Here is a 20406-nt window from a genome sequence, read left to right as displayed (position 1 = left end):
CTCGCTGTGAGGTCCGCGCAGTGAAGGTCCGGCGTCCACCGGTAGGTTCGGCTCATGTCGCTGCCACCGCCTTCGCCGAGCTCCACCGCCGTCATCACCGGCGCATCGTCGGGTATCGGCGCCGAGTTCGCCCGCGAGCTGGCCGCGCGCGGGCACGGTGTCACGCTCGTGGCCCGCCGGTCGGATCGGCTGCGGGAGTTGGCCGCCGAACTCGGCGAGACCGTCCGCGCCGAGACCATCGCCTGCGACGTCGCCGACCCGTCCGCCCGCGCCGCCTTGTTCGACGAGCTCGCCAACCGGGGGTTGACGATCGACGTCCTGGTCAACAACGCCGGGATCGGCACCATCGGCGCGGTGACGAAAATCCCTGTCGCCGAGGAGATTGCACAGGTCCGCGTCAACGTCGAGGCGGTGATCGACCTGACCACCCGCGCGGTGCACCAGATGGTGCCCCGTGGGCGCGGCGCAATCCTTCACGTCGGATCCACCGCCGGCTACTACCCGTTTCCCGGGCAGGCCGGCTACGCCGGGACCAAGGCGTTCGTCCACACCTACTCCGAAGGCCTGCGCGCCGAACTGGCCGGCAGCGGAGTGACGGTCGCGATGGTGGCGCCCGGTCCGGTGCGCACCGAGTTCCTGGCGGCGGCCGGGATGGACGAGAAGAAGTTCGCCGCCGCGTTCCCGAAATTCCTCTGGATGCCCGCCCGCGAGGTCGCCAGGATCGGCATCGACGCCCTCGAGCACGACCGCGGTAACGTCATCGCCGGCAGGCGGAACTGGGTGGCCACCCGGCTCGTGCAGGCACTTCCGCGGCCGCTGCTGCTCAAGACGCTTCGCGCGCAGCACCCGGGGCTGCGACGTGACCGGTCAACCACCTGACGGCCAGCGCCGCATCCACCCTTCGACGGGCAGCGCCAACCCGTTGCACAGCGTGCAGATCGTGCGGTACCAGCCGACCGCGACGAGCAACTCCATGCGCTGTTCGTCATCAAGCTTGTCGCCCAACGCATTCCACGTTTGGTCCGACCACGTCCCCGCCGACTCGACCTCGTCGACCGCCGCGATCAACACCCGCTCGAACGCGTCGAACCGATCCAGGTCGCCGGTGACCAGCGCATCGCATTCGTCATCGCCGACCCCGGCGATCGGCCCCCAGAACACGGCCTGCCCACCCCACTCGTACTCGCACCCGAGCAGCGCGCAGATCCGCAGGATCGCGATCGTGCGCAACCGGGGCGGCAGCCGGGTGTCGACGTACAGCGACTCACCGAGTTTACGCAGCCGCGCAGCGAGATTCGGATGACGCTGCAGGCAGCGCACCAGCATCAGCGGCTCGTAGGTGCGGTCCGGGTGGCCCCAGCTGTTGATGCCCGCGGCGTCTTCTGCGCTCCACGGCGGAGCCAGCGGCGCGACGCGCGTCATACCGCGGGCGCCGGTTGGCGGCCGCGGATCAACCGGCCCGGTCGCGCCTCGGTCGGCACCCCGTTCTCGGCGATGACCTCACCGGCCACGATCGTCGCGACGTAGCCGTCGGCGGCCTGGTCGAGTCGACGGCCGCCCGCGGGCAGGTCGTGGGTGACGACGGGCCGGTGCAGATGAACCGCGTCGTGGTCGATCACGTTGAGATCGGCCTTGTAGCCCACCGCGATCCGGCCGCGGTCGGCCAGGCCCGCGATCCGGGCGGGTACCGATGTCAGCTCCCGCACCGCCTCGGCCACCGACAGCCGCCCGTCCGCGCGGTCGCGGGCCCAATACGCCAGCATGTAGGTCGGAAAGCTTGCGTCACAGATCATCCCGTAGTGCGCACCGCCGTCGCCGAGGCCGAGCACCACGTCGTCGCGACGGATCAGTTCGGCCACGGTGTCGAGGCTGCCGTCGCGGAAGTTGGCCAACGTGACGAGCAGGATGGCGTGCCCGTCGTCGTCGAGCAGCCGGTCGTAGGCCTCCTCGAGGGGGCTGACGCCGCGGGCACGGGCCCTGGCGCCGATCGAATCCTCCGGCGCGGGTTCGTAATTCGGCGGGCTGCCGAGCGGGTACATGCAGTCCCAGGCCTGGGCGGCGAACATCAGCGGATGTCCGTCGGCGGCGGGGCTGTCGGTCAGGATGCGTTCGCGCACCTCGGGTCGGCGCATCTCGGCGACCCGTTCGGCCAGGGGAAGATCCGCGATCTCCCGGTACGACGGGTACATCACGAACGGGTTGCCCGACAGGTCCAGGCCCAGCACCAGGCCGATCGGGCGCGGGAAGATCTGCCCGGTGACGTCACCGCCGTTTTCGTTGGCCTTCTCCACCATTCGCAGCGCGTCGAGATGGATCGGCGGGCCGGCGTTGCCGATCGCGAGTGTGAACGTCACCGGCAGCCCGACCTCGGAGGCGACGTCGAAGACGGCTTTCAGCGCGCCCTCGTAGTCGCCGGCCATCAGGTCCGGCACGAACTGCAGCAGTCCGCCGCCGGCGTCGTCGACGCCGCGGGCGATCGCCTCGATCTCGGCGTATTCCGCCTCGTAGCTCGGAATCGGTTGTCCGCCGGCGGTTTTGTGCAGCGTCAGCCGCGACGAGGCGAACCCGAGCGCACCGGCCCGGACCGCCTCCTCCGCGAGCTTGCGCATCAACGCGAGGTCCTCGGTGGTCGGCGGCTCGCGGTCGACGCCGCGCTGGCCCATCACGTACACCCGCAGCGGCGAGTGGGGCAGGAACGCCGCGACGTCGATGTCGCGGTGCCGGGACTCCAGGGCGTCGAGGAACTCGGGGAAGGTCTCCCACGTCCACGGCAACCCGTCGACCATCACCACCCCGGGGATGTCCTCGACCCCGGCCATCACGTCGACGAGCACGTCGTGGTCCTCGGCGCGGCACGGTGCGAACCCGACGCCGCAGTTGCCCATCACCGCTGTGGTCACCCCGTGCGCCGACGACGGGATCATCCGGTCCGACCAGATCGCCTGCCCGTCGTAGTGGGTGTGCAGATCGACGAACCCGGGCGTGACGAGCAGACCGGTCGCGTCGATCTCTCGGGCGCCGCGGTCGGCCACGGTGCCGACCGCCGCGATCACCCCGCCGGAGATCGCGACATCGCCGACGTACGGTTCGCCGCCCAGGCCGTCGACGATGGTTCCGCCGCGGATGACGAGTTCATATGTCATAGGTCGAACATACGATGAGCCGATGATCGACCACTTCGGAATCAACTGTGCGGACTGGGAGAAGTCGAAGGCGTTCTACGACAGAGTGCTCGGCGTCCTCGGCTACACCCGCCAACTGGATTACCAGGTCGCCATCGGCTACGGCCGCGACGGCAAGCCCGATTTCTGGATCGCCGACATGACCGCGGGGGAGGCCGCGGGGCCGAACCGTGAGGTGCACTTCGCGTTCCAGGCCGCCGACAGCGACGCCGTGCAGGCGTTCTACGACGCGGCGCTGGACGCCGGCGCCGAAGCCCTGCACGCGCCGCGGATGTGGCCCGAATACCACCCCGGCTACTTCGGCGCGTTCGTGCGCGACCCAGACGGCAACAACATCGAGGCCGTCTTTCACGGGTCTCCGGCTGGGGCACCGCCGGGCTGACCTCGGTACGGTCGAGGCATGGCTGACTCAGATGCGGCGGCGGCCCGCGAAGTTCTGCGCGACGCGTTCACCCGGCAGATCGAACACGTCGAGGACCTGACTGACGGGCTGACCGACGAGACCGCGTTCTTCCGGCCCACCCCGACGGCCAACAGCATCGCCTGGCTGATCTGGCACAGCGCACGCCAGCAGGACCTGCAGATCTGCCATCTCGCCGGCACCGAGCAGGTCTGGCTGCGTGACGGCTGGGTCGACCGGTTCGGCCTCGACCTGCCCCGCGAGGCGATGGGCTACGGCGACGGGCCCGAGGAGGTCGACAAGGTGCGGGCCTCGGCGGACCTGCTGGCCGGCTACTACCACGCGGTGCACAAGATGACGCTGGAGTACATCGCGTCGGTGACACCCGAGGAGTTGAGCCGGGTTGTCGACACCAACTGGGATCCGCCGGTCACCGCGAGCGCGCGGCTGGTCAGCATCGTCGACGACGCCGCTCAACACCTGGGGCAGGCGGCCTACATCCGCGGAATTGCGTGATCCGGTGGTGCCCGTCGATCGCGCTCGCAGCGGTGCTGCTGCTGGGTTGGGCGGTCGGCAAATCCTCCACCCCGCTCGATGACTGGTTCCAGCGCTTCCGGCACACCCCGCTGCGGCGGCTCAACGAGATAGCCGACCCGCGGGTGCTGATCACGGTGCTGGTGATCGTGCTGCTCGTGGCGGGGTGGCAGCGGCGCTGGCGGCTGGCAGCGATGGTCGCACTCGCGCCGCTGATCGGGTTGGCGTTCGTGCGCGTGCTCAAACCGATCTTCGGCCGAGACAAGGGCGGCGGGCTGGCCTATCCGAGCGGGCACATCACCACGACGACGATCGTGCTGGGGCTGCTGATCCTGCTGACCGGTGCGGCGTGGTGGGCGGTGACGGTTGCGGCCGTCGCCGTCGCGCTGGCGATTCTCGGGGTCGGCGTGAGCTTCCACTACTTCACCGACACGATCGGTGGGCTGCTGCTCGGCTCGGCCATCGTCTGCGCCGCTGCCGTCGTCGCCCGGCGCGACCTGACCCGCAGCCTGCGCTAGCGAACTCGGCTGTCTGCCAGAATCGAGTGATGGCCGCGCCCGACAGTTCACCCGGCCTGCGCGAGCGAAAGAAGCTGCAGACCCGCGCGCGCATCCGGCGGGAAGCGTTCCGGCTCATCCAGGAACAGGGCTATCAGGCCACGACGGTCGAACAGATCTCCGCCGCCGCGGACATCTCGCCGCGCACCTTTTCCCGCTACTTCTCGACCAAGGAAGCGGTGCTGCTCTCCGACGACCACATCGCGCCGATCATCGCGGCGTTCGTCGCGGCCCCCGCTGACCTGTCGGTGCTCGACGCGTACCGGCACGCCGTCGAGACGACCTTCGCCGCGCTCAGCGACGAGGAACGCGAAGAGGCGATCATCGGGCAGCGGCTGATGTACTCCGTGCCCGAGGCGGCCGGCCTGCTCTACGCCGAGTACGTGCGGCTGATCGATCTGATCGCCGACGCGCTGACCCAGCGTCCGGTCGCGCCGACCGACCCCGTCGAGCGCCGCGTGCTCGCCGGCGTGCTGATCGGCGCCTCGCACGGCACGCCGCTACCCGGTGACCCGATCTCGACCAGCCTGCGCGTGCTCGACCAGATGCTGAGGTAGCCGCCGTTTCTTGACAGGTGTCAACCCCGGTGCGATCTGCGTCACACCGGGTGGTTAGCATGGGGCTATGACTGCGACGTCTGACGTTGAGCTGCCGGAGACCACCACCATCCGCAATCCCGCGACGGGAGCTGTCGCGGGCACCGTGCGCTGGACCGATCCCGCCGACGTGCCCCGCATCGCCACCGGGCTGCGCGAGGCCCAGCGCCAGTGGGAGGCGCGCGGCGCGGCGGGTCGGGCCAAGGTACTCGCGCGCTATGCGCTGTGGCTGGGCGACCATCGCGACGAGATCGAGGCGTTGCTGATCAAGGAAACCGGCAAGTCCGCCGTCGACGCGGCCCAGGAGGTGCCGCTGCTGATCATCATCGCGTCGTACTACATCAAGACCATGGAGAAGGCGCTCGCACCCGAGAAGCGGCCCGCGCCACTGCCGTTCCTGTCGGTCAAGAAGATCGAGGTGCACTACCGGCCGCGCCCGGTCGTCGGCATCATCGCGCCGTGGAACTATCCGGTCGCCAACGCGCTGATGGACGCGATCGGCGCGCTGGCCGCCGGGTGCGCGGTGCTGCTCAAGCCGTCGGAGCGCACGCCGCTGACCGCCGAGTTGCTGCTGCGCGGCTGGCTGGATTCGGGTGCGCCGGAGGTGCTGGCGCTGGCGCAGGGCGCGCGTGAGGTGTCCGAGGCGGTCATCGACAACGCCGACTTCGTCCAGTTCACCGGGTCGTGCGCGACCGGGTCCAAGGTGATGGAGCGCGCCGCCCGGCGGCTCACGCCGGTCAGCCTCGAACTCGGCGGCAAGGATCCGATGATCGTGCTCGACGACGCCGACGTCGACCTGGCCGCGCACGCGGCGGTGTGGGGCGCGTTCTTCAACGCCGGGCAGACGTGTGTGTCGGTGGAGCGGGTGTATGTGCTCGACTCGGTTTACGACGAGTTCGTCGCCGCAGTCGTGCGTGACGTCGAGAAGCTCAAGATGGGCGCCGGCGACGGCCACGACTTCGGCTCGCTGATCGACGATTCGCAGGTGGCCGTCACCGCCCGCCACGTCGACGACGCGCTTGCCAAGGGTGCGCGGGCGCTGACCGGCGGCAAACGCGCCGACGGTGCAGGCAGCTTCTACGAGCCGACGGTGCTGGTCGACGTCGACCACTCGATGCTGTGCATGAGCGAGGAGACGTTCGGTCCCACCCTGCCGATCATGAAGGTCGCCAGCGTCGACGAGGCGATCCGGCTGGCCAACGACAGCCAGTACGGGCTGAGTGCGGCGGTGTTCTCCAAGGATGTTGAGCGGGCCAAACGGGTTGCCGTGCAACTGGACTGCGGCGCGGTCAACATCAACGACGTGATCTCGAACCTGATGTGCACCACCGCGCCGATGGGCGGCTGGAAGACGTCGGGTCTGGGCGCGCGGTTCGGTGCCGCCGAGGGACTGCGGAAGTACTGCCGGCAGGAGACCGTCGTCGCGCCGCGCACCGCAGTCGGCGCCGGTGGCAACTACTACAACAACTCGCCCAAGGCGCTCAAGCGGATGAACAAGCTGATGACCAAACTCGCGCTGATCACCCCGAGGCGCACGGCCAAGTAACGTGGGTCGCCGAGAGTACGGTTTCTGACGCCGTTACTCGCGTTTCATGTCCGAAACCGTACTGTCGGCGAAGGAGGATGCGCGTGCGGTTGGTGACGACCGTGTTCTTGTGGCTCATCACCACCGTCCTGCTGGCGGTCGCCGTGCCCTCGATGTGGGCGCAGCGCACCGTGGTCGACGCCAACGGGTATGCCGCGCTGGCGGAAACCGCGGCCAAGGACCCGCAACTGCAGAAGGCGATGGCGGGGATTCTCGGCACTGAGGTGTCGTCGTACATGTCCGACAACGGCTACGACGTCGACCCCACACTGATCAACGGCGTCGCTTCGGCGTACACCGCGAACCCGACGTTTCCCAGGCAGTTCGCACTGGCCAACGTCATCGGGCACCGGTGGATGTTCACCGACGCGGCACATCAGATCGAGGGCACCGACCAGTGGATCCTGGACCTGGGCCCGATGCTGGCCGACGAGTCGTTCCGCCGCACCCTGGGCAACTTCGGCGTCGAGACACCGGAGTCGCTGCCGGTGCCGGTGACGATCAACGACACCTGGCGACCCGGCCAGCTCAAGGCGGCGGCCACCTGGGGACCGTGGATCAGCATCGGTTCGACGATCCTGACCGCCGTGTTCGCGCTGCTGACGCTGGCCGCCGCCCGCTCACGCGGGAAAACCCTTGCTGCGCTCGGGGTTTCGGCGCTGATCGTCGGGGCGGCCGGTTGGGCGGGGATGGAGGTCGCGCGCCGCTGGGTCGACGATGCGCTGAACCGGCTCTCCGGTGACCTGCGTGAGGTCGCCGACGTCATGGTGGCGACCGCCGAGGACAGCCTGCACCACTGGCTGAACCTGACGCTGGCCGCCGGCGGGGTGCTGGTGGTGTTCGGTGTGCTGGTGTCGGTGCTGGCCGGGTTGCGTCGCCGCGACGTTTAGCTGACCTCGCTATTGCTACCGTCAGTGCATGCCGTTCGTCTCGGACATCGTGGGACCCCAGCGGCCGGTGCAGGTGTGGCCGCCGCTGGCCGCCGGTGTGCTGCGACGGACCAGCACCATCGACACCCATCCGGACGGATCGGGTTCGGCCGTCGACCTGCGCGCCCGTGACGCCGTGGGGCGGCGCGACGGAGCGGTCGATGTCCGCGACGAACTGCGGGTGCAGGCCCACCTCGCCGAACGGACCATCGACGAGATCTCTGGCGATAGCCGCCTCGAGCGGCTGCTGGGCAAGCGGGTGGGGCCGGGCTTTCGCTCGGCGGTCGGGGAGCTGTTCGCCGACGACGTCCGCCGCTCAAGCCTGCTGAACCTGCTGCTCGACGACTGGGTCGGGGCCGCGCTGGTCTCCGGTTATGCGCTGCAGCACCGGGCGATCGTGGCGGGCGTCGAGGACCGGCTGCCGCCGGGCACCGCCGACCGGATGGCGGGGATCTGCGCCGGGTTCGCGCCGGACGCCTCGCTGGTGAGCGCGACGCGACGGCTCGGCACGATCCCGTCGGTGCACGGACCGCTCGCACCGCCGCTGGACCGCGACGGCATGCACGACGTCGAGCCGTTACGCCCGCACGGCATGCGCCGGCTGCGACGGCTGGATCTGCATCCCGCCGACGCGGACTCGTCGGGTTTCACTGCCCACTTCCGCGACTCCCACGTCGACGGTGACGGCGTCGAGACGATCGTGCACGAGTACGCGCTCACCGGCGCGGTCGACGTCGCGACGCGCACGGTCACCACGATCCGGGCTGACGTGCACGTGCTGCCGTGGCAGGAGTGCCCGGGTGCGGTGCCCAGTGCGCAACGAGCGGTGGGGATGACGCTGGCCGAGATCCGCGACCGGGTCCGCGGCGAGTTCGTCGGCACCAGCACGTGCACCCACCTCAACGACACGCTGCGCGCGATCGGGGACCTCGGCGCGCTGTTCGACCTGCGCTCAGGGCTCGATGACGTGTGACGGATCGGGCCGCTTGTCCGGCGGCGCCTGGCTGTAGTCGCCCCACGGGCCGTCGCGCTGTTCGATGGCGCTGCGAACACCCTGTGCCGCAGCGGTTTCGATGAACGACAACGCATCGGGGGTGTTGCGCATCAAGCCGTCGAGGATGCCGCCCAGCGTCTGCGTCGACGCCAGCCCCATGTTCTCGTAGGCCTGGTTGACGATCAGCTTCTGCGCCTGCAGCTGCGAGAGCGGGATCTGCGCTAGCTTGAGCGCGATCTCCTTGACGCGCGCCTCGAGGTTCTCGAACGGCACCGACTCGTTGATGAGTTCGACTGCGGCGGCTTCCTTTCCGGTCAGCGGCTCACCGGTCAACGAGTGCCACTTCACCTTCGCCAGGCTCAGCCGGTACAGCCACATCCCGGTCAGATAGGCGCCCCACATGCGGGCGTAGGGAGTCCCGATGACCGCGTCGTCGCTGGCGATCACCAGGTCCGCGCACAATGCGTAGTCGCTGGCGCCACCGACGCACCAGCCGTGCACCTGCGCGATCACCGGTTTGGAGGCCCGCCAGATCGCCATGAACTTCTGCGTCGGCCCGGTCTCGCGGGCGCTGACCATCGCGAAATCCTTGCCCGGATCCCAGCGGCCGTCGGTGTTCATCGCCTCGCCCCAGTGGGTGAACCCGCCGCCGAAGTCGTAGCCGCCGGAGAACGCGCGCCCGGCGCCGCGCAGCACGATCACCTTGATCGACGGATCACGCTCGGCCAGTCCGATCGCGCGCTCGATCTCGTCGGGCATCGGCGGCACGATCGTGTTGAGCTGCTCGGGCCGGTTCAACGTGATGGTCGCGATCGGTGACTCGGCGGCGTAGAGCAGGGTCTCGAACTGCGGGGTTGTCGACATACCTGGAGTTTGGCAGAGGACCCCTCGGGTAACCGGGTTCGGTGACAAAACGACTTGGTGGCGCACGTGCAGCGGCAACGTTGGTGGATCTCGGCGCGTCGTCGATCGCCGCCGGCGTGATCTCGCGGCGTCGCCCCGTCATCCGGGCGCTGGAGGCGATGCAGGCCGATTCCCGGGCGGTGACGCGCATGCAGAAGCTGCGGCGCGAATTCGGTCGTGGCCCTGTCGAATTGGCGGTGCCGGGTCGCCGCATGCTGGTGATCCTCGACCCCGAGGACGTGGGCCGCGTGCTGGCCGAGGCGCCGACGCCGTTTCACCCGGCGAACACCGAGAAGCGCAAGGCGCTCGAATGGTTTCAGCCGCACGGTGTGCTGATCTCGCGCGGGCCGATCCGCCAGCAGCGCCGCGAACTCAACGACGCGGTGCTCGACAGCGGCGCCGAGGTGCACCGGCTCGCGGATGCGTTCGTCACGGTCGTGGCCGAGGAGGCGCGGGAGTTGACCGCCGACGCGGCGGCGCGCGGACACCTCGATTCGGCCCGGTTCATGACGACGTGGTGGCGCATCGTGCGTCGCGTCGTGCTCGGGGACCGTGCGCGCGACGACGACCTCGTCACCGACGCGTTGATGCGGTTACGCAAGGCGGGCAACTGGTCGTTTCTGTCGCTGCCGCACTACCGCGCACGCGCGAAATTCCTTGAGGGGCTTTACCGCTACGTCGAGGATCCCGAACCGGGCAGCCTGGCGAGCGTGGTCGCGCAGACCCCGTCGAGCGGCGCGGTCGACCCGGTGGGGCAGATGCCGCAGTGGATCTTCGCGTTCGACGCGGCGGGGATGGCCTCGCTGCGGGCGATGGCGCTGCTGGCCACCCATCCGGGCGAACGGGCGCGGGCGTTGGAGGATGCCGGCGAGCCGGACCGGGTGGCGACGCGGCCGTATCTGCGGGCCTGTGTGCTGGAGTCGGTGCGGTTGTGGCCGACGACGCCGACGATCCTGCGCGACACGACCGAGGACACCACCTGGTCGGACGGATCGACCGTCGCGAAAGGTGCCGGGCTGATGATCGTCACGCCGGCGTTCCACCGCGATGACGAGCTGCTGCCGTTTGCGCATTCGTTCGCGCCGCAGATCTGGCTGGACGGGACGGCGCAGCGCCACCCGCAGCTGGTGCCGTTCTCGGCAGGCCCCGCCGAATGTCCGGGCCGCAACCTGGTGCTGCTGGTGACGAGCACGCTGTTGGCGCATCTGGTCGGCACGCTGGACTTCGAACTGACCTCGGACCCGAAACCGTCGCCGGACCGGCCGCTGCCGATGACGCTGAACCAGCTGACGCTGGAGTTCGAGGTGCAACGGGCGACTCAGTCGGTGAGGTAGGCCTACCGCCGCAGTTGTCCAGGTTTAGGTGTGGCTACCCTGTGCAGATTCGCTGAGTGTTATGTTCAGCCTCTCCTAACTTTCGAGGTGCGAATGAACCGCTATCTTGCCTGGGCTGCGCCCATCACCGCCGCGACTCTGATCCTGTCCGGATGCTCCGGCGACAACTCCTCGAGCAGCGAGACGTCGACGTCCGCGACCGGATCGGCCGCCGAGACCACCAGCGCCGCACCGGCTGTGGAACCCGCGGTGCTCGACAAGGCCGCCGCGGATTACAAGGCGTACGCGCAGAGCAACATCGACGAGCTGCAGCGCGTCGTCAAGGTCTTCACCGACGCCGTGCGCGCGGGCGATCTCAAGGCCGCCCAGGACGCGTTCGCCCCGTCGCGCGCGCCGTGGGAGCGCATCGAGCCGATCGCCGGGCTGGTCGAGGAGATCGACGGCAAGATCGACGCCCGCGTCGACGACTTCGCCGGCGTCGACGACCCGGCCTTCACCGGTTGGCACCGCCTCGAGTACCTGCTGTTCGAGAAGAACACCACCGAGGGCGGCGCCCCGTTCGCCGATCAGCTCGACAAGGACGTCGCCGACCTCAAGGCGCAGTTCCCCGCGGTCGACGTCAAGCCGGTCGACGTGTCCAACGGTGCCGCCGAACTGATCGAAGAGGTCTCCGAAGGCAAGATCACCGGCGAAGAGGACCGCTACTCCAAGACCGACCTGTGGGACTTCGACGCCAACCTGCAGGGCGCCCGCGACGCGGTCTCCAAGCTCGACCCCGCGCTGGTCAAGGCCGATCCGGCCCTGCTCGGCAAGATCACCGCCGGGCTGGACTCGGTCTTCGAGACCATTCGGCCGCTGCGCCGCGGTGACGGCTGGGTGCTGTTCTGCACCGAGAACGACCCGTACCCGTCGCCGCGCTGCCCGGAGGTCACCGTGACCCCCGACGTCATCGACAAGCTCAAGGCCGAGCTGGCCGGGCTGTCGGAGAACCTGTCGCAGGTCTCGGGAGTGCTGAAGCTGCAGTGACCAGGCGGCGCTTCGGGCTTTCGCGCCGCGGCTTTCTCACCGGCGCGCTGGGCACCGGCGCCGCCGTCGGCGCAGGCGCGGCGCTGGCCGGGTGCTCGTCGCCCGCGCCCGCACCGGCCGGACCGCCGCCCGCGGCGTTCGTGCCGTTCGAGGGTGCCCACCAGACCGGCGTCACCGCGCTGCCCATCCCCGAGCAGGGCCTGGTCGCGTCGTTCAACGTGCTCTCGCCCGACCGCGAGGCGCTCAAGCACGCGATGCAGGAACTCACCGACGAGATCCGCGGGTTGATGGCCGGTAAGCCGCCCGAGGTCCGCGACCCCGCGTATCCGCCGGTGGACTCCGGCATCCTGGGTGAACAGCCCCCCGCCGACAATCTGTCGGTCGTCGTCGGTGTCGGCGCCTCGCTGTTCGACGACCGCTTCGGATTGGCCGACCGCAAACCCCGGGAACTGGCCACCATGCCGTTTCTGGCCAACGACCGGCTCGACCCCAAACTCTCGCACGGCGACGTGTCGATCATCATCGAGGCCGGCCACAGCGACACCGTGGTGTTCGCGCTGCGGCAGCTGATGCGCCGCACCCGGCGACACCTGGTGCTGCGCTGGATGGTCGACGGCTACGCCCGCGGCATCGGCGCCGGTCAGGTCTCCGAGGCGGCCACACCGCGAAACTTGTTGGGCTTCAAAGACGGAACGGCCAACCTCGACGTCGATGACAACGCGCTGATGGACCGCCACGTGTGGGTGGGGCCCGACGACGGGGAACCGGAGTGGGCGGTCGGCGGTTCGTACCAGGCGATCCGCATCATCCGGATGTTCGTCGAGTTCTGGGACCGCACCCAGCTCGTCGAGCAGGAAGCCCTCATCGGGCGCAACAAGGTCAGCGGCGCACCGCTCGGGCTCAGCGGCGAGTTCGACGATCCCGACTACCCCGAAGATCCCGACGGCAAGCGGATCCCGCTCAACGCGCACATCCGGCTCGCGAACCCACGCACCCCGCAGACCGACGAAAACCTCATCCTGCGGCGGGGATTCAACTACTCCCGCGGGTTCGACGGCGCCGGCCGCCTCGATCAAGGCCTGGCGTTCATCGCCTACCAGCGCAGCCTCGAGAAGGGCTTCCTGACTGTGCAGCGCCGCCTGAAAGGCGAACCGCTCGAGGAGTACATCCTCCCGGTGGGCGGCGGGTTCTTCTTCACGCTGCCCGGCGTCACCGGCGCCGACCGCTACCTCGGCGACCAGTTGCTCAGCTGAGCACCGACCACAGGAACTCGTAGATCAGCGCGGACCGGAACGCCGTCTGCGCGTTGTCCGCAGCGCCGGCGTGCCCGCCCTCGATGTTCTCGTAGTAGTGCACAGGATGCCCGGCCTTCTCCAGCGCTGCGGTCATCTTGCGGGCATGGCCGGGATGCACCCGGTCATCGCGCGTGGATGTCGTGACCAGCACCGGAGGGTAGCGTCGGTCGGTCAAAATGTTCTGATACGGCGAGTATTTCGAGATGAACGCCCAGTCCTCGGGATTGTCGGGGTCGCCGTACTCGGCCATCCACGACGCGCCGGCGAGCAGCAGATGGAACCGGCGCATGTCGAGCAGCGGCACGCTGCATACCAGAGCACCGAACAGCTCCGGGTACTGCGTCAGCATCACACCCATCAGCAAGCCGCCGTTGCTGCCACCCTGCGCGCCGAGCTGCTCGACGGTCGTGACACCGCGTTCCACCAGATCCCGTGCCACCGCGGCGAAGTCCTCGTACACCAGGTACCGGTTCTCGCGCATCGCCTGGGTGTGCCACGTCGGGCCGTACTCGCCGCCGCCGCGGATGTTGGCCAGCACATAGGTGCCGCCGCGGCTCAGCCACAGCCGGCCCAGCACCCCGGCGTAACTCGGGGTGTTGGCCACCTCGAAGCCGCCGTACCCGCTCAGCAGGGTCGGGCCCGGCGCGCTCTTGTGCCGGTGCCCGACAACGAAATACGGGATCATGGTGCCGTCGGCCGACGCCACAAAATGCTGGCTGACCTCGAGGTCGGCGGCGTCGAAGAACGACGGCGCCCGCTTGACCTCGGTCACCTCGCCGCCCGCGCGGCCCCACAGCAGCCGCGACGGGGTGTCGAAACCGCTGACGTCGAGGAACATCTCGTCGCCGTACTCGTCCACATCGACCAGCACGGTGTTGGTGTTCGACGGCAACCCGGGGATGTCCGCCCGCTGCCAGCTGCCCGGCGTCACGACCGTCACCCGGCTGATCACGTCGACCAGCGTGACCAGCACCAGGCGGTCCCGCGTCCACGCGTAGTTTTCCAGGCTCGAATGCGCATCCGGCTCGAACACCACCTGCAATTGCGCTGTGCCCGCGAGGTATTCCTCGTAGTTCGCGGCCAGCAGCGACCCGGCCGGATACGTCGTCGACCCGACGGTCCAGTCGGTGCGCGGCCGGATCAGCAGCCATTCGCGGTGCACCGAGATGCCCGCGTCGGTGGGCACGTCGATCGCGATCAGGTCGTCGCCGCGCAGTTCGTAGCGGTGCCGGTTGAAGAAGTCGAACGACCGGGTGATCAGCAACCGCTCGAAGCCCGGCGTCGCGTCGTATCCGCAACCCACGCTGACATCGGTGGTCTCGCCCTCGAACAACGTCTGGGCCTCCTCGGCGGGCTGCCCGCGCCGCCACCGCTTGACGGTTCGCGGATAGCCGGAGTCGGTCAGCGATCCGGGCCCGAAATCCGTGCCCACCAGCACCGTGTCGCGGTCCTGCCACGTCACCGCCGATTTCGCCTCGGGCAGCGCGAAGCCGTCGTCGACGAATTCCCGTGTCGTCATGTCGAATTCGCGCACCACGGTGGCGTCGGCCCCGCCGCGGGACAGTTCGACCAGGGCCAGCGAGTAGTCCGGTTCGAGCACCTCGGCGCCGGCCCACACCCAGTTCTCGTCCTCGGCGGCGGCGATCGCGTCGACGTCGATCAGCACATCCCACGAAGGTTGCTCGGTGCGGTAACTGTCCAGCGTGGTGCGCCGCCAGACACCGCGCGGGTGCTCCGCGTCGCGCCAGAAGTTGTACAGGTACTCGCCGCGCCTGCGCACGTACGGGATGCGGGCGTCGGTGTCGAGCACCTCCAGCGCCTCGGTCCGCATCTGCTCGAACCTGCTGCCCCCGAATCGTTCGAGGGTCGGTTCGTTGTGCCGGCGCACCCAGTCCAGCGCGTCGTCGCCGGTGATGTCCTCGAGCCACAGATACGGGTCTTCTTCCACAGACCCATTGTGGGCTTCCGGCGTAGTGTGAGCCCCGTTACACCCGTCGAGTAGGAGTCACCGATGACTGTTTACGCCCGCCCCGGTTCGTCAGATGCGCTGATGTCGTATGAGTCTCGGTACGGCAACTTCATCGGCGGCGAATGGGTGCCGCCGGCTTCGGGGGAGTACTTCGAGAACCCGACGCCGGTGACCGGCCAGCCGTTCTGCGAGGTGGCCCGGTCGACGGAAGCCGACATCGACAAGGCGCTCGACGCCGCCCACGGCGCCGCCACGGCATGGGGCAAAACCGCCGCCGGCGAACGCGCCAACATCCTCAACAAGATCGCCGACCGCATCGAGGCCAACCTCGAGTCGCTGGCGCTGGCGGAGTCCTGGGACAACGGCAAGCCGATCCGCGAGACCCTCAACGCCGACCTGCCGCTGGCCGTCGACCACTTCCGCTACTTCGCCGGGGCGATCCGCGCGCAGGAGGGCTCGCTGAGCCAGATCGACGACGACACCGTGGCCTACCACTTCCACGAACCGCTCGGCGTCGTCGGCCAGATCATCCCGTGGAACTTCCCGATCCTGATGGCCACCTGGAAGCTGGCTCCCGCGCTGGCGGCGGGCAACGCCGTCGTCCTCAAACCCGCCGAGCAGACGCCCGCTTCGATCCTGTACCTGATGTCGCTGATCGGCGACCTGCTGCCGGCCGGAGTCCTCAACGTGGTCAACGGATTCGGGTTCGAGGCGGGCAAGCCGCTGGCCTCGAGCAACCGGATCGCCAAGATCGCGTTCACCGGCGAAACCACCACCGGCCGGCTGATCATGCAGTACGCGTCGCAGAACCTGATCCCGGTGACGCTGGAACTCGGCGGCAAGAGCCCGAACATCTTCTTCTCCGACGTGCTCGCCGCCGCCGACGACTACCAGGACAAGGCGCTCGAAGGGTTCACGATGTTCGCGCTCAACCAGGGCGAGGTGTGCACGTGCCCGTCGCGCAGCCTGATCCAGGCCGACATCTACGACGAGTTCCTCGAACTGGCCGCGATCCGCACCAAGGCGGTGCGCCAGGGCGACCCGCTGGACACCGAGACGATGATCGGGTCACAGGCGTCCAACGATCAGCTCGAAAAGGTGTTGTCCTACATCGAGATCGGCAAGGACGAGGGCGCGCGCGTCGTCACCGGCGGCGAACGCGCCGAACTCGGCGGTGACCTCAACGGCGGCTACTACGTGCAGCCGACGATCTTCGAGGGCCACAACAAGATGCGCATCTTCCAGGAGGAGATCTTCGGCCCGGTCGTCGCGGTGACGTCGTTCAAGGATTACGACGACGCGATCGGCATCGCCAACGACACCCTCTACGGCCTGGGCGCCGGCGTGTGGAGCCGCGACGGCAATACCGCCTACCGCGCCGGGCGCGACATCAAGGCCGGCCGGGTATGGACGAACTGCTACCACGCCTACCCGGCGCACGCCGCGTTCGGCGGCTACAAGCAGTCGGGCATCGGCCGCGAGACGCACAAGATGATGCTCGACCACTACCAGCAGACCAAGAACCTGCTGGTGTCCTACAGCAACAAGGCGCAGGGATTCTTCTGACCGTGCCGGCACACGAGGCGACGCCGCCGCGGGCGCTGATCACCGCGGCAGCCGCCGACCTGTTGCAGAAGTTGCAGGCCCGACACGGCCCGCTGATGTTCCACCAGTCCGGCGGCTGCTGCGACGGGTCCTCGCCGATGTGCTACCCCGACGGCGACTTCATCGTCGGCGACCGCGACGTGCTGCTCGCCGTTCTCGACGTCGGCGAACCGGGCGTGCCGGTGTGGATCTCCGGGCCGCAGTTCGACGCGTGGAAACACACCCAGGTGGTGATCGACGTGGTGCCGGGCCGCGGCGGCGGCTTCAGCGTCGAGGCGCCCGAGGGCATGCGGTTCCTCACCCGCGGCCGGGCGTTCACCGACGACGAGAACCGCGCGCTGGCCGCGGACCCGCCGGTGACCGGTGCCGACTACGCGTCTGGCGCGCGGCCGCCTGCGGCGGGCTCGCATATCGTCGGTGATGCAATTGATGCCTGTCCGATACCGGACGTGCCGGGCCCCTGACCCCGAAAGCGGGCGTGCCGCTCCTAACCTGAAAACCGTGATACCGCTGCCTCGTGCATGGCTGTTGACGAGCGCGCTGCTCGTCGGTACCGCCGTGGGACTGATCCTCGGGATCGCCTCGACGCTGCTGGTGGACACCCCGGTGCGGCCCGACGTCGTGATCGCGCTCGTCGTCGGCGTGCCCGGTGCGCTGGGGATGTTGACCATCCTGTTGTCGGGCCGGCGCTGGGTGACGACGGTCGGCGCGTTCCTGCTCGCCGTCGCGCCGGGCTGGTTCGGCGTGCTGGTCGCGATCCAGGCGGTGCACGGTGCCTGAGACCGACACCATCGCCGGCGAGCCCACCGAGCCGTACACGCCGACGTTCGACACCGGCCCGTTCGAGGCCCCGCAGTCGGGCCAGGTGGCGGTCGAGGAGCGCTCGGAGCCGATGCCGATCCCGGCGCATCCCGTCGTGGTGCCCGGCAACTACCAGTACCTCAAACGCTGGACGTTCGTGCTCGTCGTCGCGGTTGTCTGGGCGCTGGCGGCGGCGGCCGGATGGGGTCTGTACCACTGGTGGTACCACTCGCTGGACAAGACGGCGTCGGTGTTCGTCGTGCTGGTGTTCGTGATCTGCTCGACGGTCGGCGGCCTGCTGGTCGCCATGGCGCCGCGGCCGCTGGCCTCCGCGGTGGCCGTCGCGGTGACGTCTGCGCCGCTGGCCGCGGTGGGTGGCGCGGCCGTTCTGCACGGCCTCTACTTCTGCGAATGGGCCAGCCGCTGTTTCGTGGGGCTCATTCCTTACTAGGGTGGGAGCGTGACCCACTATGACGTCGTCGTTCTCGGAGCAGGCCCCGGCGGGTACGTCGCGGCCATCCGCGCCGCCCAGCTCGGACTGAACACCGCCATCGTCGAACCCAAGTACTGGGGCGGCGTGTGCCTCAACGTGGGGTGTATCCCGTCAAAGGCGCTGCTGCGCAACGCCGAACTCGCGCACATCCTGACCAAGGAGGCCAAGCAGTTCGGCATCAACGGCGAGGTGTCGATGGACTACGGCGCCGCGTTCGACCGCAGCCGCAAGGTCGCCGAGGGCCGCGTGGCCGGTGTGCACTTCCTGATGAAGAAGAACAAGATCACCGAGATCCACGGCTACGGCAAGTTCACCGACGACCACACCATCGAGGTCGACCTCAACGAGGGCGGCACCGAGTCGGTCACCTTCGACAACGCGATCATCTCCACCGGCGCCAGCACACGCTTGGTGCCGGGCACCTCGCTGTCGGAGAACGTTGTCACCTACGAAGAGCTGATCATGCGGCGGGAGCTGCCCAAGTCGGTTGTGATCGCAGGCGCGGGCGCGATCGGCATGGAGTTCGGCTACGTGATGAAGAACTACGGCGTCGACGTCACCATCGTCGAGTTCCTGCCGCGGGCGCTGCCCAACGAGGATGCCGAGGTCTCCAAGGAGATCGAGAAGCAGTTCAAGAAACTGGGCGTCAAGATCCTCACCGGCACCAAGGTCGAATCGATCAAAGACGACGGCGACAAGGTCACCGTCACCGTCAGCAAGGACGGCAAGAGCGAGGACCTCAACCCCGAAACCGTCCTGCAGGCCATCGGTTTCGCGCCCAACGTCGACGGCTACGGGCTCGACAAGGCCCGCGTGCAGCTGACCGACCGCAAGGGCATCGGCATCGACGACTACATGCGCACCAACGTGCCGCACATCTACGCCATCGGCGATGTGACCGGCAAGCTGCAACTCGCGCACGTCGCCGAGGCGATGGGCGTCGTCGCCGCCGAGACCATCGCCGGCGCGGAAACCCTGCCGCTGGGCGACTACCGGATGATGCCGCGGGCGACGTTCTGCCAGCCGCAGGTCGCCAGCTTCGGGCTCACCGAGGAGCAGGCCCGCGAGGAGGGCTACGACGTCAAGGTCGCCAAGTTCCCGTTCACCGCGAACGGCAAGGCGCACGGCATGGGCGCGCCCGCCGGCTTCGTCAAGCTGATCGCCGACGGCAAGTACGGCGAACTGATCGGCGGGCACCTGATCGGCCATGACGTCTCCGAACTGCTGCCCGAGCTGACGCTGGCGCAGAAGTGGGACCTCACCGCCAACGAGCTGGCGCGCAACGTGCACACCCACCCGACGCTGTCGGAGGCCCTGCAGGAGTGCTTCCACGGCCTGGTGGGCCACATGATCAACTTCTGACCGTGGGTCAGACGTCCACCCCAGCGCGAGCGATCTGGGTCGCCGGTATCGGCGGGCTGGTGGTCGGCCACATCCTGTGGCTGGGCGGGATCTCGCTCGCCACGGCCACGTCGACCGTCAGCACCTGGGTTCTGGTGGTGGCCGCGGTGTCCTTCGTCGTCGGCGGGATCGCCGGCTGGCTCGGCTGGCGGGCTTATGAGCGCAAGGCCGAAGTGTGGGCGGCGTTTCTGTTCGGGCTGCCGATCTCACCGGTGCTGCTGTCGGTGGTGGTCCTCGGCATCACCTATCTCTAGTCCGGAAAGTCAAGCGGCACTTTGAGTGTGGTGATGGTGGCCGCCAGGCCGTCGTACTGGGAGGCGAGCATGCAGAACTCGATCAGCTGCGGTTTGGTCAGGTGTTCGGCCAGCCGCGCCCAGGTCTCGGCGGACACGCCGCGGGTGACGACGAACTCGTCGGTGGCGGTGATCAGCGCGCGCTGACGGTCGGTCAACCCCTCGGCGTCCGGGCCCTCGAAGATCTTTTTCTGCACGTCGGGGCCGATGCCGCGGGTGCGCGCCAGCCGGCGGTGCTGCTGCAGTTCGTACTCGCAGTCGCGCAGATGCCCGACGCGCAGGATCACGGTCTCGGCGTCGCGCACCGGGAGCTTGCTCATCAGCCCGAGCAGCACGCCGCTGTAGGGCAGCCACGCCAGGAACAGAAGTCGATGCTGGCCAAGGACATTCACCAAGCTGAACCGGGGTGCGCGGATGGCGCGCGCACCGATCTTGGCGATGGCCCAGTTGACCGGGCCGAGTTCCTTGAAGCCACCGGGCGGGATGCGTGCCGACTCGAGTTCGCTCAC

At 68.8% G+C, this 20406-nt stretch carries 21 protein-coding genes and 1 pseudogene; 17 read left to right on the top strand and 5 right to left on the bottom strand.

The annotated features are described in order from the left end of the window. Window positions 1-54 precede the first annotated feature (54 nt). Window positions 55-879, top strand: coding sequence for an SDR family NAD(P)-dependent oxidoreductase (locus BLW81_RS02795; protein WP_083405882.1), 825 nt, complete (start codon window positions 55-57; stop codon window positions 877-879). Here BLW81_RS02795 and BLW81_RS02790 read toward each other — a convergent pair. Then, window positions 868-1422: a carboxymuconolactone decarboxylase family protein gene (locus tag BLW81_RS02790; RefSeq protein ID WP_083405881.1), complete on the bottom strand. Its 555-nt coding sequence runs from the start codon at window positions 1420-1422 to the stop codon at window positions 868-870. The genes BLW81_RS02795 and BLW81_RS02790 overlap by 12 nt on opposite strands. Beyond that, entirely contained in the window at window positions 1419-3143 is a 1725-nt protein-coding gene (locus tag BLW81_RS02785) for an N-acyl-D-amino-acid deacylase family protein (RefSeq protein ID WP_083405880.1), read from the bottom strand. The genes BLW81_RS02790 and BLW81_RS02785 overlap by 4 nt, the downstream gene beginning before the upstream one ends. Before the next feature lie 22 nt (window positions 3144-3165). Between BLW81_RS02785 and BLW81_RS02780 the strand changes: the two genes are divergently transcribed. The 7 genes from BLW81_RS02780 to BLW81_RS02750 all read left to right on the top strand — a co-directional run bounded on the left by BLW81_RS02780 (window position 3166) and on the right by BLW81_RS02750 (window position 8756). Then, window positions 3166-3564 (top strand): VOC family protein, encoded by a 399-nt coding sequence (locus BLW81_RS02780; protein ID WP_083405879.1) that lies wholly within the window; start codon window positions 3166-3168, stop codon window positions 3562-3564. Window positions 3565-3582: 18 nt separating this feature from the next. Beyond that, a complete protein-coding gene (locus tag BLW81_RS02775) occupies window positions 3583-4098 on the top strand; it encodes a mycothiol transferase (protein WP_083405878.1) in 516 nt (171 codons plus the stop codon). Continuing rightward, on the top strand, window positions 4095-4634 hold the full coding sequence (locus BLW81_RS02770; protein ID WP_083405877.1) for a phosphatase PAP2 family protein: 540 nt from the start codon (window positions 4095-4097) through the stop codon (window positions 4632-4634). The genes BLW81_RS02775 and BLW81_RS02770 overlap by 4 nt, the downstream gene beginning before the upstream one ends. A 29-nt stretch (window positions 4635-4663) precedes the next feature. After that, window positions 4664-5230: a TetR family transcriptional regulator gene (locus BLW81_RS02765; protein WP_083405876.1), complete on the top strand. Its 567-nt coding sequence runs from the start codon at window positions 4664-4666 to the stop codon at window positions 5228-5230. A 67-nt stretch (window positions 5231-5297) separates the two neighbouring features. Next, window positions 5298-6815, top strand: coding sequence for an aldehyde dehydrogenase family protein (locus tag BLW81_RS02760; protein ID WP_083405875.1), 1518 nt, complete (start codon window positions 5298-5300; stop codon window positions 6813-6815). An 83-nt stretch (window positions 6816-6898) separates the two neighbouring features. Continuing rightward, the gene (locus BLW81_RS02755; protein ID WP_083410281.1) at window positions 6899-7744 is read left to right on the top strand and encodes a hypothetical protein; all 846 of its coding nucleotides are present in this window, start codon (window positions 6899-6901) and stop codon (window positions 7742-7744) included. A gap of 28 nt (window positions 7745-7772) precedes the next feature. Beyond that, window positions 7773-8756, top strand: a complete 984-nt coding sequence (locus tag BLW81_RS02750; protein WP_083405874.1) for a DUF2889 domain-containing protein — start codon at window positions 7773-7775, stop codon at window positions 8754-8756. Here the strand turns inward: BLW81_RS02750 and BLW81_RS02745 are convergent. Further along, a complete protein-coding gene (locus BLW81_RS02745; RefSeq protein ID WP_083405873.1) occupies window positions 8736-9641 on the bottom strand; it encodes a crotonase/enoyl-CoA hydratase family protein in 906 nt (301 codons plus the stop codon). The genes BLW81_RS02750 and BLW81_RS02745 overlap by 21 nt on opposite strands. Before the next feature lie 83 nt (window positions 9642-9724). Between BLW81_RS02745 and BLW81_RS02740 the strand changes: the two genes are divergently transcribed. The 3 genes from BLW81_RS02740 (at window position 9725) to BLW81_RS02730 (ending at window position 13293) form a co-directional block, all read left to right on the top strand. Further along, window positions 9725-11014: a cytochrome P450 gene (locus BLW81_RS02740; protein WP_235632153.1), complete on the top strand. Its 1290-nt coding sequence runs from the start codon at window positions 9725-9727 to the stop codon at window positions 11012-11014. A gap of 93 nt (window positions 11015-11107) precedes the next feature. Continuing rightward, window positions 11108-12040: an EfeM/EfeO family lipoprotein gene (locus BLW81_RS02735; RefSeq protein WP_083405871.1), complete on the top strand. Its 933-nt coding sequence runs from the start codon at window positions 11108-11110 to the stop codon at window positions 12038-12040. Continuing rightward, window positions 12037-13293 (top strand): Dyp-type peroxidase, encoded by a 1257-nt coding sequence (locus tag BLW81_RS02730; RefSeq protein WP_083405870.1) that lies wholly within the window; start codon window positions 12037-12039, stop codon window positions 13291-13293. Before BLW81_RS02735 ends, BLW81_RS02730 begins: the two co-directional genes overlap by 4 nt. Here the strand turns inward: BLW81_RS02730 and BLW81_RS02725 are convergent. Next, a pseudogene (locus tag BLW81_RS02725) lies at window positions 13286-15319 on the bottom strand (prolyl oligopeptidase family serine peptidase); the annotation flags it as partial. The gene BLW81_RS02730 and the pseudogene BLW81_RS02725 overlap by 8 nt on opposite strands. A gap of 27 nt (window positions 15320-15346) precedes the next feature. Between BLW81_RS02725 and adh the strand changes: the two are divergent. The 6 genes from adh to BLW81_RS02695 are packed head-to-tail and all read left to right on the top strand — an operon-like array spanning window position 15347 to window position 19858. Further along, window positions 15347-16870: an aldehyde dehydrogenase gene (gene adh, locus BLW81_RS02720; protein ID WP_083405868.1), complete on the top strand. Its 1524-nt coding sequence runs from the start codon at window positions 15347-15349 to the stop codon at window positions 16868-16870. Between the two features lie 2 nt (window positions 16871-16872). Continuing rightward, a complete protein-coding gene (locus BLW81_RS02715) occupies window positions 16873-17373 on the top strand; it encodes a DUF779 domain-containing protein (protein WP_083405867.1) in 501 nt (166 codons plus the stop codon). Window positions 17374-17410: 37 nt separating this feature from the next. Further along, complete coding sequence (locus tag BLW81_RS02710; protein ID WP_083405866.1) at window positions 17411-17689, top strand: putative holin; 279 nt, start codon at window positions 17411-17413, stop codon at window positions 17687-17689. Continuing rightward, window positions 17682-18161: a hypothetical protein gene (locus BLW81_RS02705; RefSeq protein ID WP_083405865.1), complete on the top strand. Its 480-nt coding sequence runs from the start codon at window positions 17682-17684 to the stop codon at window positions 18159-18161. Before BLW81_RS02710 ends, BLW81_RS02705 begins: the two co-directional genes overlap by 8 nt. Window positions 18162-18170: 9 nt before the next feature. Continuing rightward, a complete protein-coding gene (lpdA, locus tag BLW81_RS02700) occupies window positions 18171-19565 on the top strand; it encodes a dihydrolipoyl dehydrogenase (RefSeq protein ID WP_083405864.1) in 1395 nt (464 codons plus the stop codon). Between the two features lie 2 nt (window positions 19566-19567). Further along, a complete protein-coding gene (locus BLW81_RS02695; protein ID WP_083405863.1) occupies window positions 19568-19858 on the top strand; it encodes a hypothetical protein in 291 nt (96 codons plus the stop codon). On the opposite strand, the gene BLW81_RS02690 is transcribed toward BLW81_RS02695, so the two are convergent. Beyond that, window positions 19855-20406 carry a carboxymuconolactone decarboxylase family protein gene (locus tag BLW81_RS02690; protein ID WP_083405862.1) on the bottom strand — a complete coding sequence of 184 codons (552 nt, stop codon included), beginning with the start codon at window positions 20404-20406 and terminating at the stop codon, window positions 19855-19857. The genes BLW81_RS02695 and BLW81_RS02690 overlap by 4 nt on opposite strands.

This window comes from Mycolicibacterium rutilum, assembly GCF_900108565.1.
GTDB lineage: Bacteria > Actinomycetota > Actinomycetes > Mycobacteriales > Mycobacteriaceae > Mycobacterium > Mycobacterium rutilum.
This window is presented reverse-complemented; position numbering and strand designations above follow the sequence as displayed.

Bases quoted from the DNA above. Each gene is read 5' to 3' on its own strand.
- BLW81_RS02790 (WP_083405881.1), bottom strand. From the start codon at position 1,422: ATGACGCGCGTCGCGCCGCTGGCTCCGCCGTGGAGCGCAGAAGACGCC.
- BLW81_RS02745 (WP_083405873.1), bottom strand. From the start codon at position 9,641: ATGTCGACAACCCCGCAGTTCGAGACCCTGCTCTACGCCGCCGAGTCA.
- BLW81_RS02765 (WP_083405876.1), top strand. From the start codon at position 4,664: ATGGCCGCGCCCGACAGTTCACCCGGCCTGCGCGAGCGAAAGAAGCTG.
- BLW81_RS02785 (WP_083405880.1), bottom strand. From the start codon at position 3,143: ATGACATATGAACTCGTCATCCGCGGCGGAACCATCGTCGACGGCCTG.
- BLW81_RS02735 (WP_083405871.1), top strand. From the start codon at position 11,108: ATGAACCGCTATCTTGCCTGGGCTGCGCCCATCACCGCCGCGACTCTG.
- BLW81_RS02750 (WP_083405874.1), top strand. From the start codon at position 7,773: ATGCCGTTCGTCTCGGACATCGTGGGACCCCAGCGGCCGGTGCAGGTG.
- BLW81_RS02775 (WP_083405878.1), top strand. From the start codon at position 3,583: ATGGCTGACTCAGATGCGGCGGCGGCCCGCGAAGTTCTGCGCGACGCG.
- BLW81_RS02795 (WP_083405882.1), top strand. From the start codon at position 55: ATGTCGCTGCCACCGCCTTCGCCGAGCTCCACCGCCGTCATCACCGGC.
- adh (WP_083405868.1), top strand. From the start codon at position 15,347: ATGACTGTTTACGCCCGCCCCGGTTCGTCAGATGCGCTGATGTCGTAT.
- BLW81_RS02780 (WP_083405879.1), top strand. From the start codon at position 3,166: ATGATCGACCACTTCGGAATCAACTGTGCGGACTGGGAGAAGTCGAAG.
- BLW81_RS02760 (WP_083405875.1), top strand. From the start codon at position 5,298: ATGACTGCGACGTCTGACGTTGAGCTGCCGGAGACCACCACCATCCGC.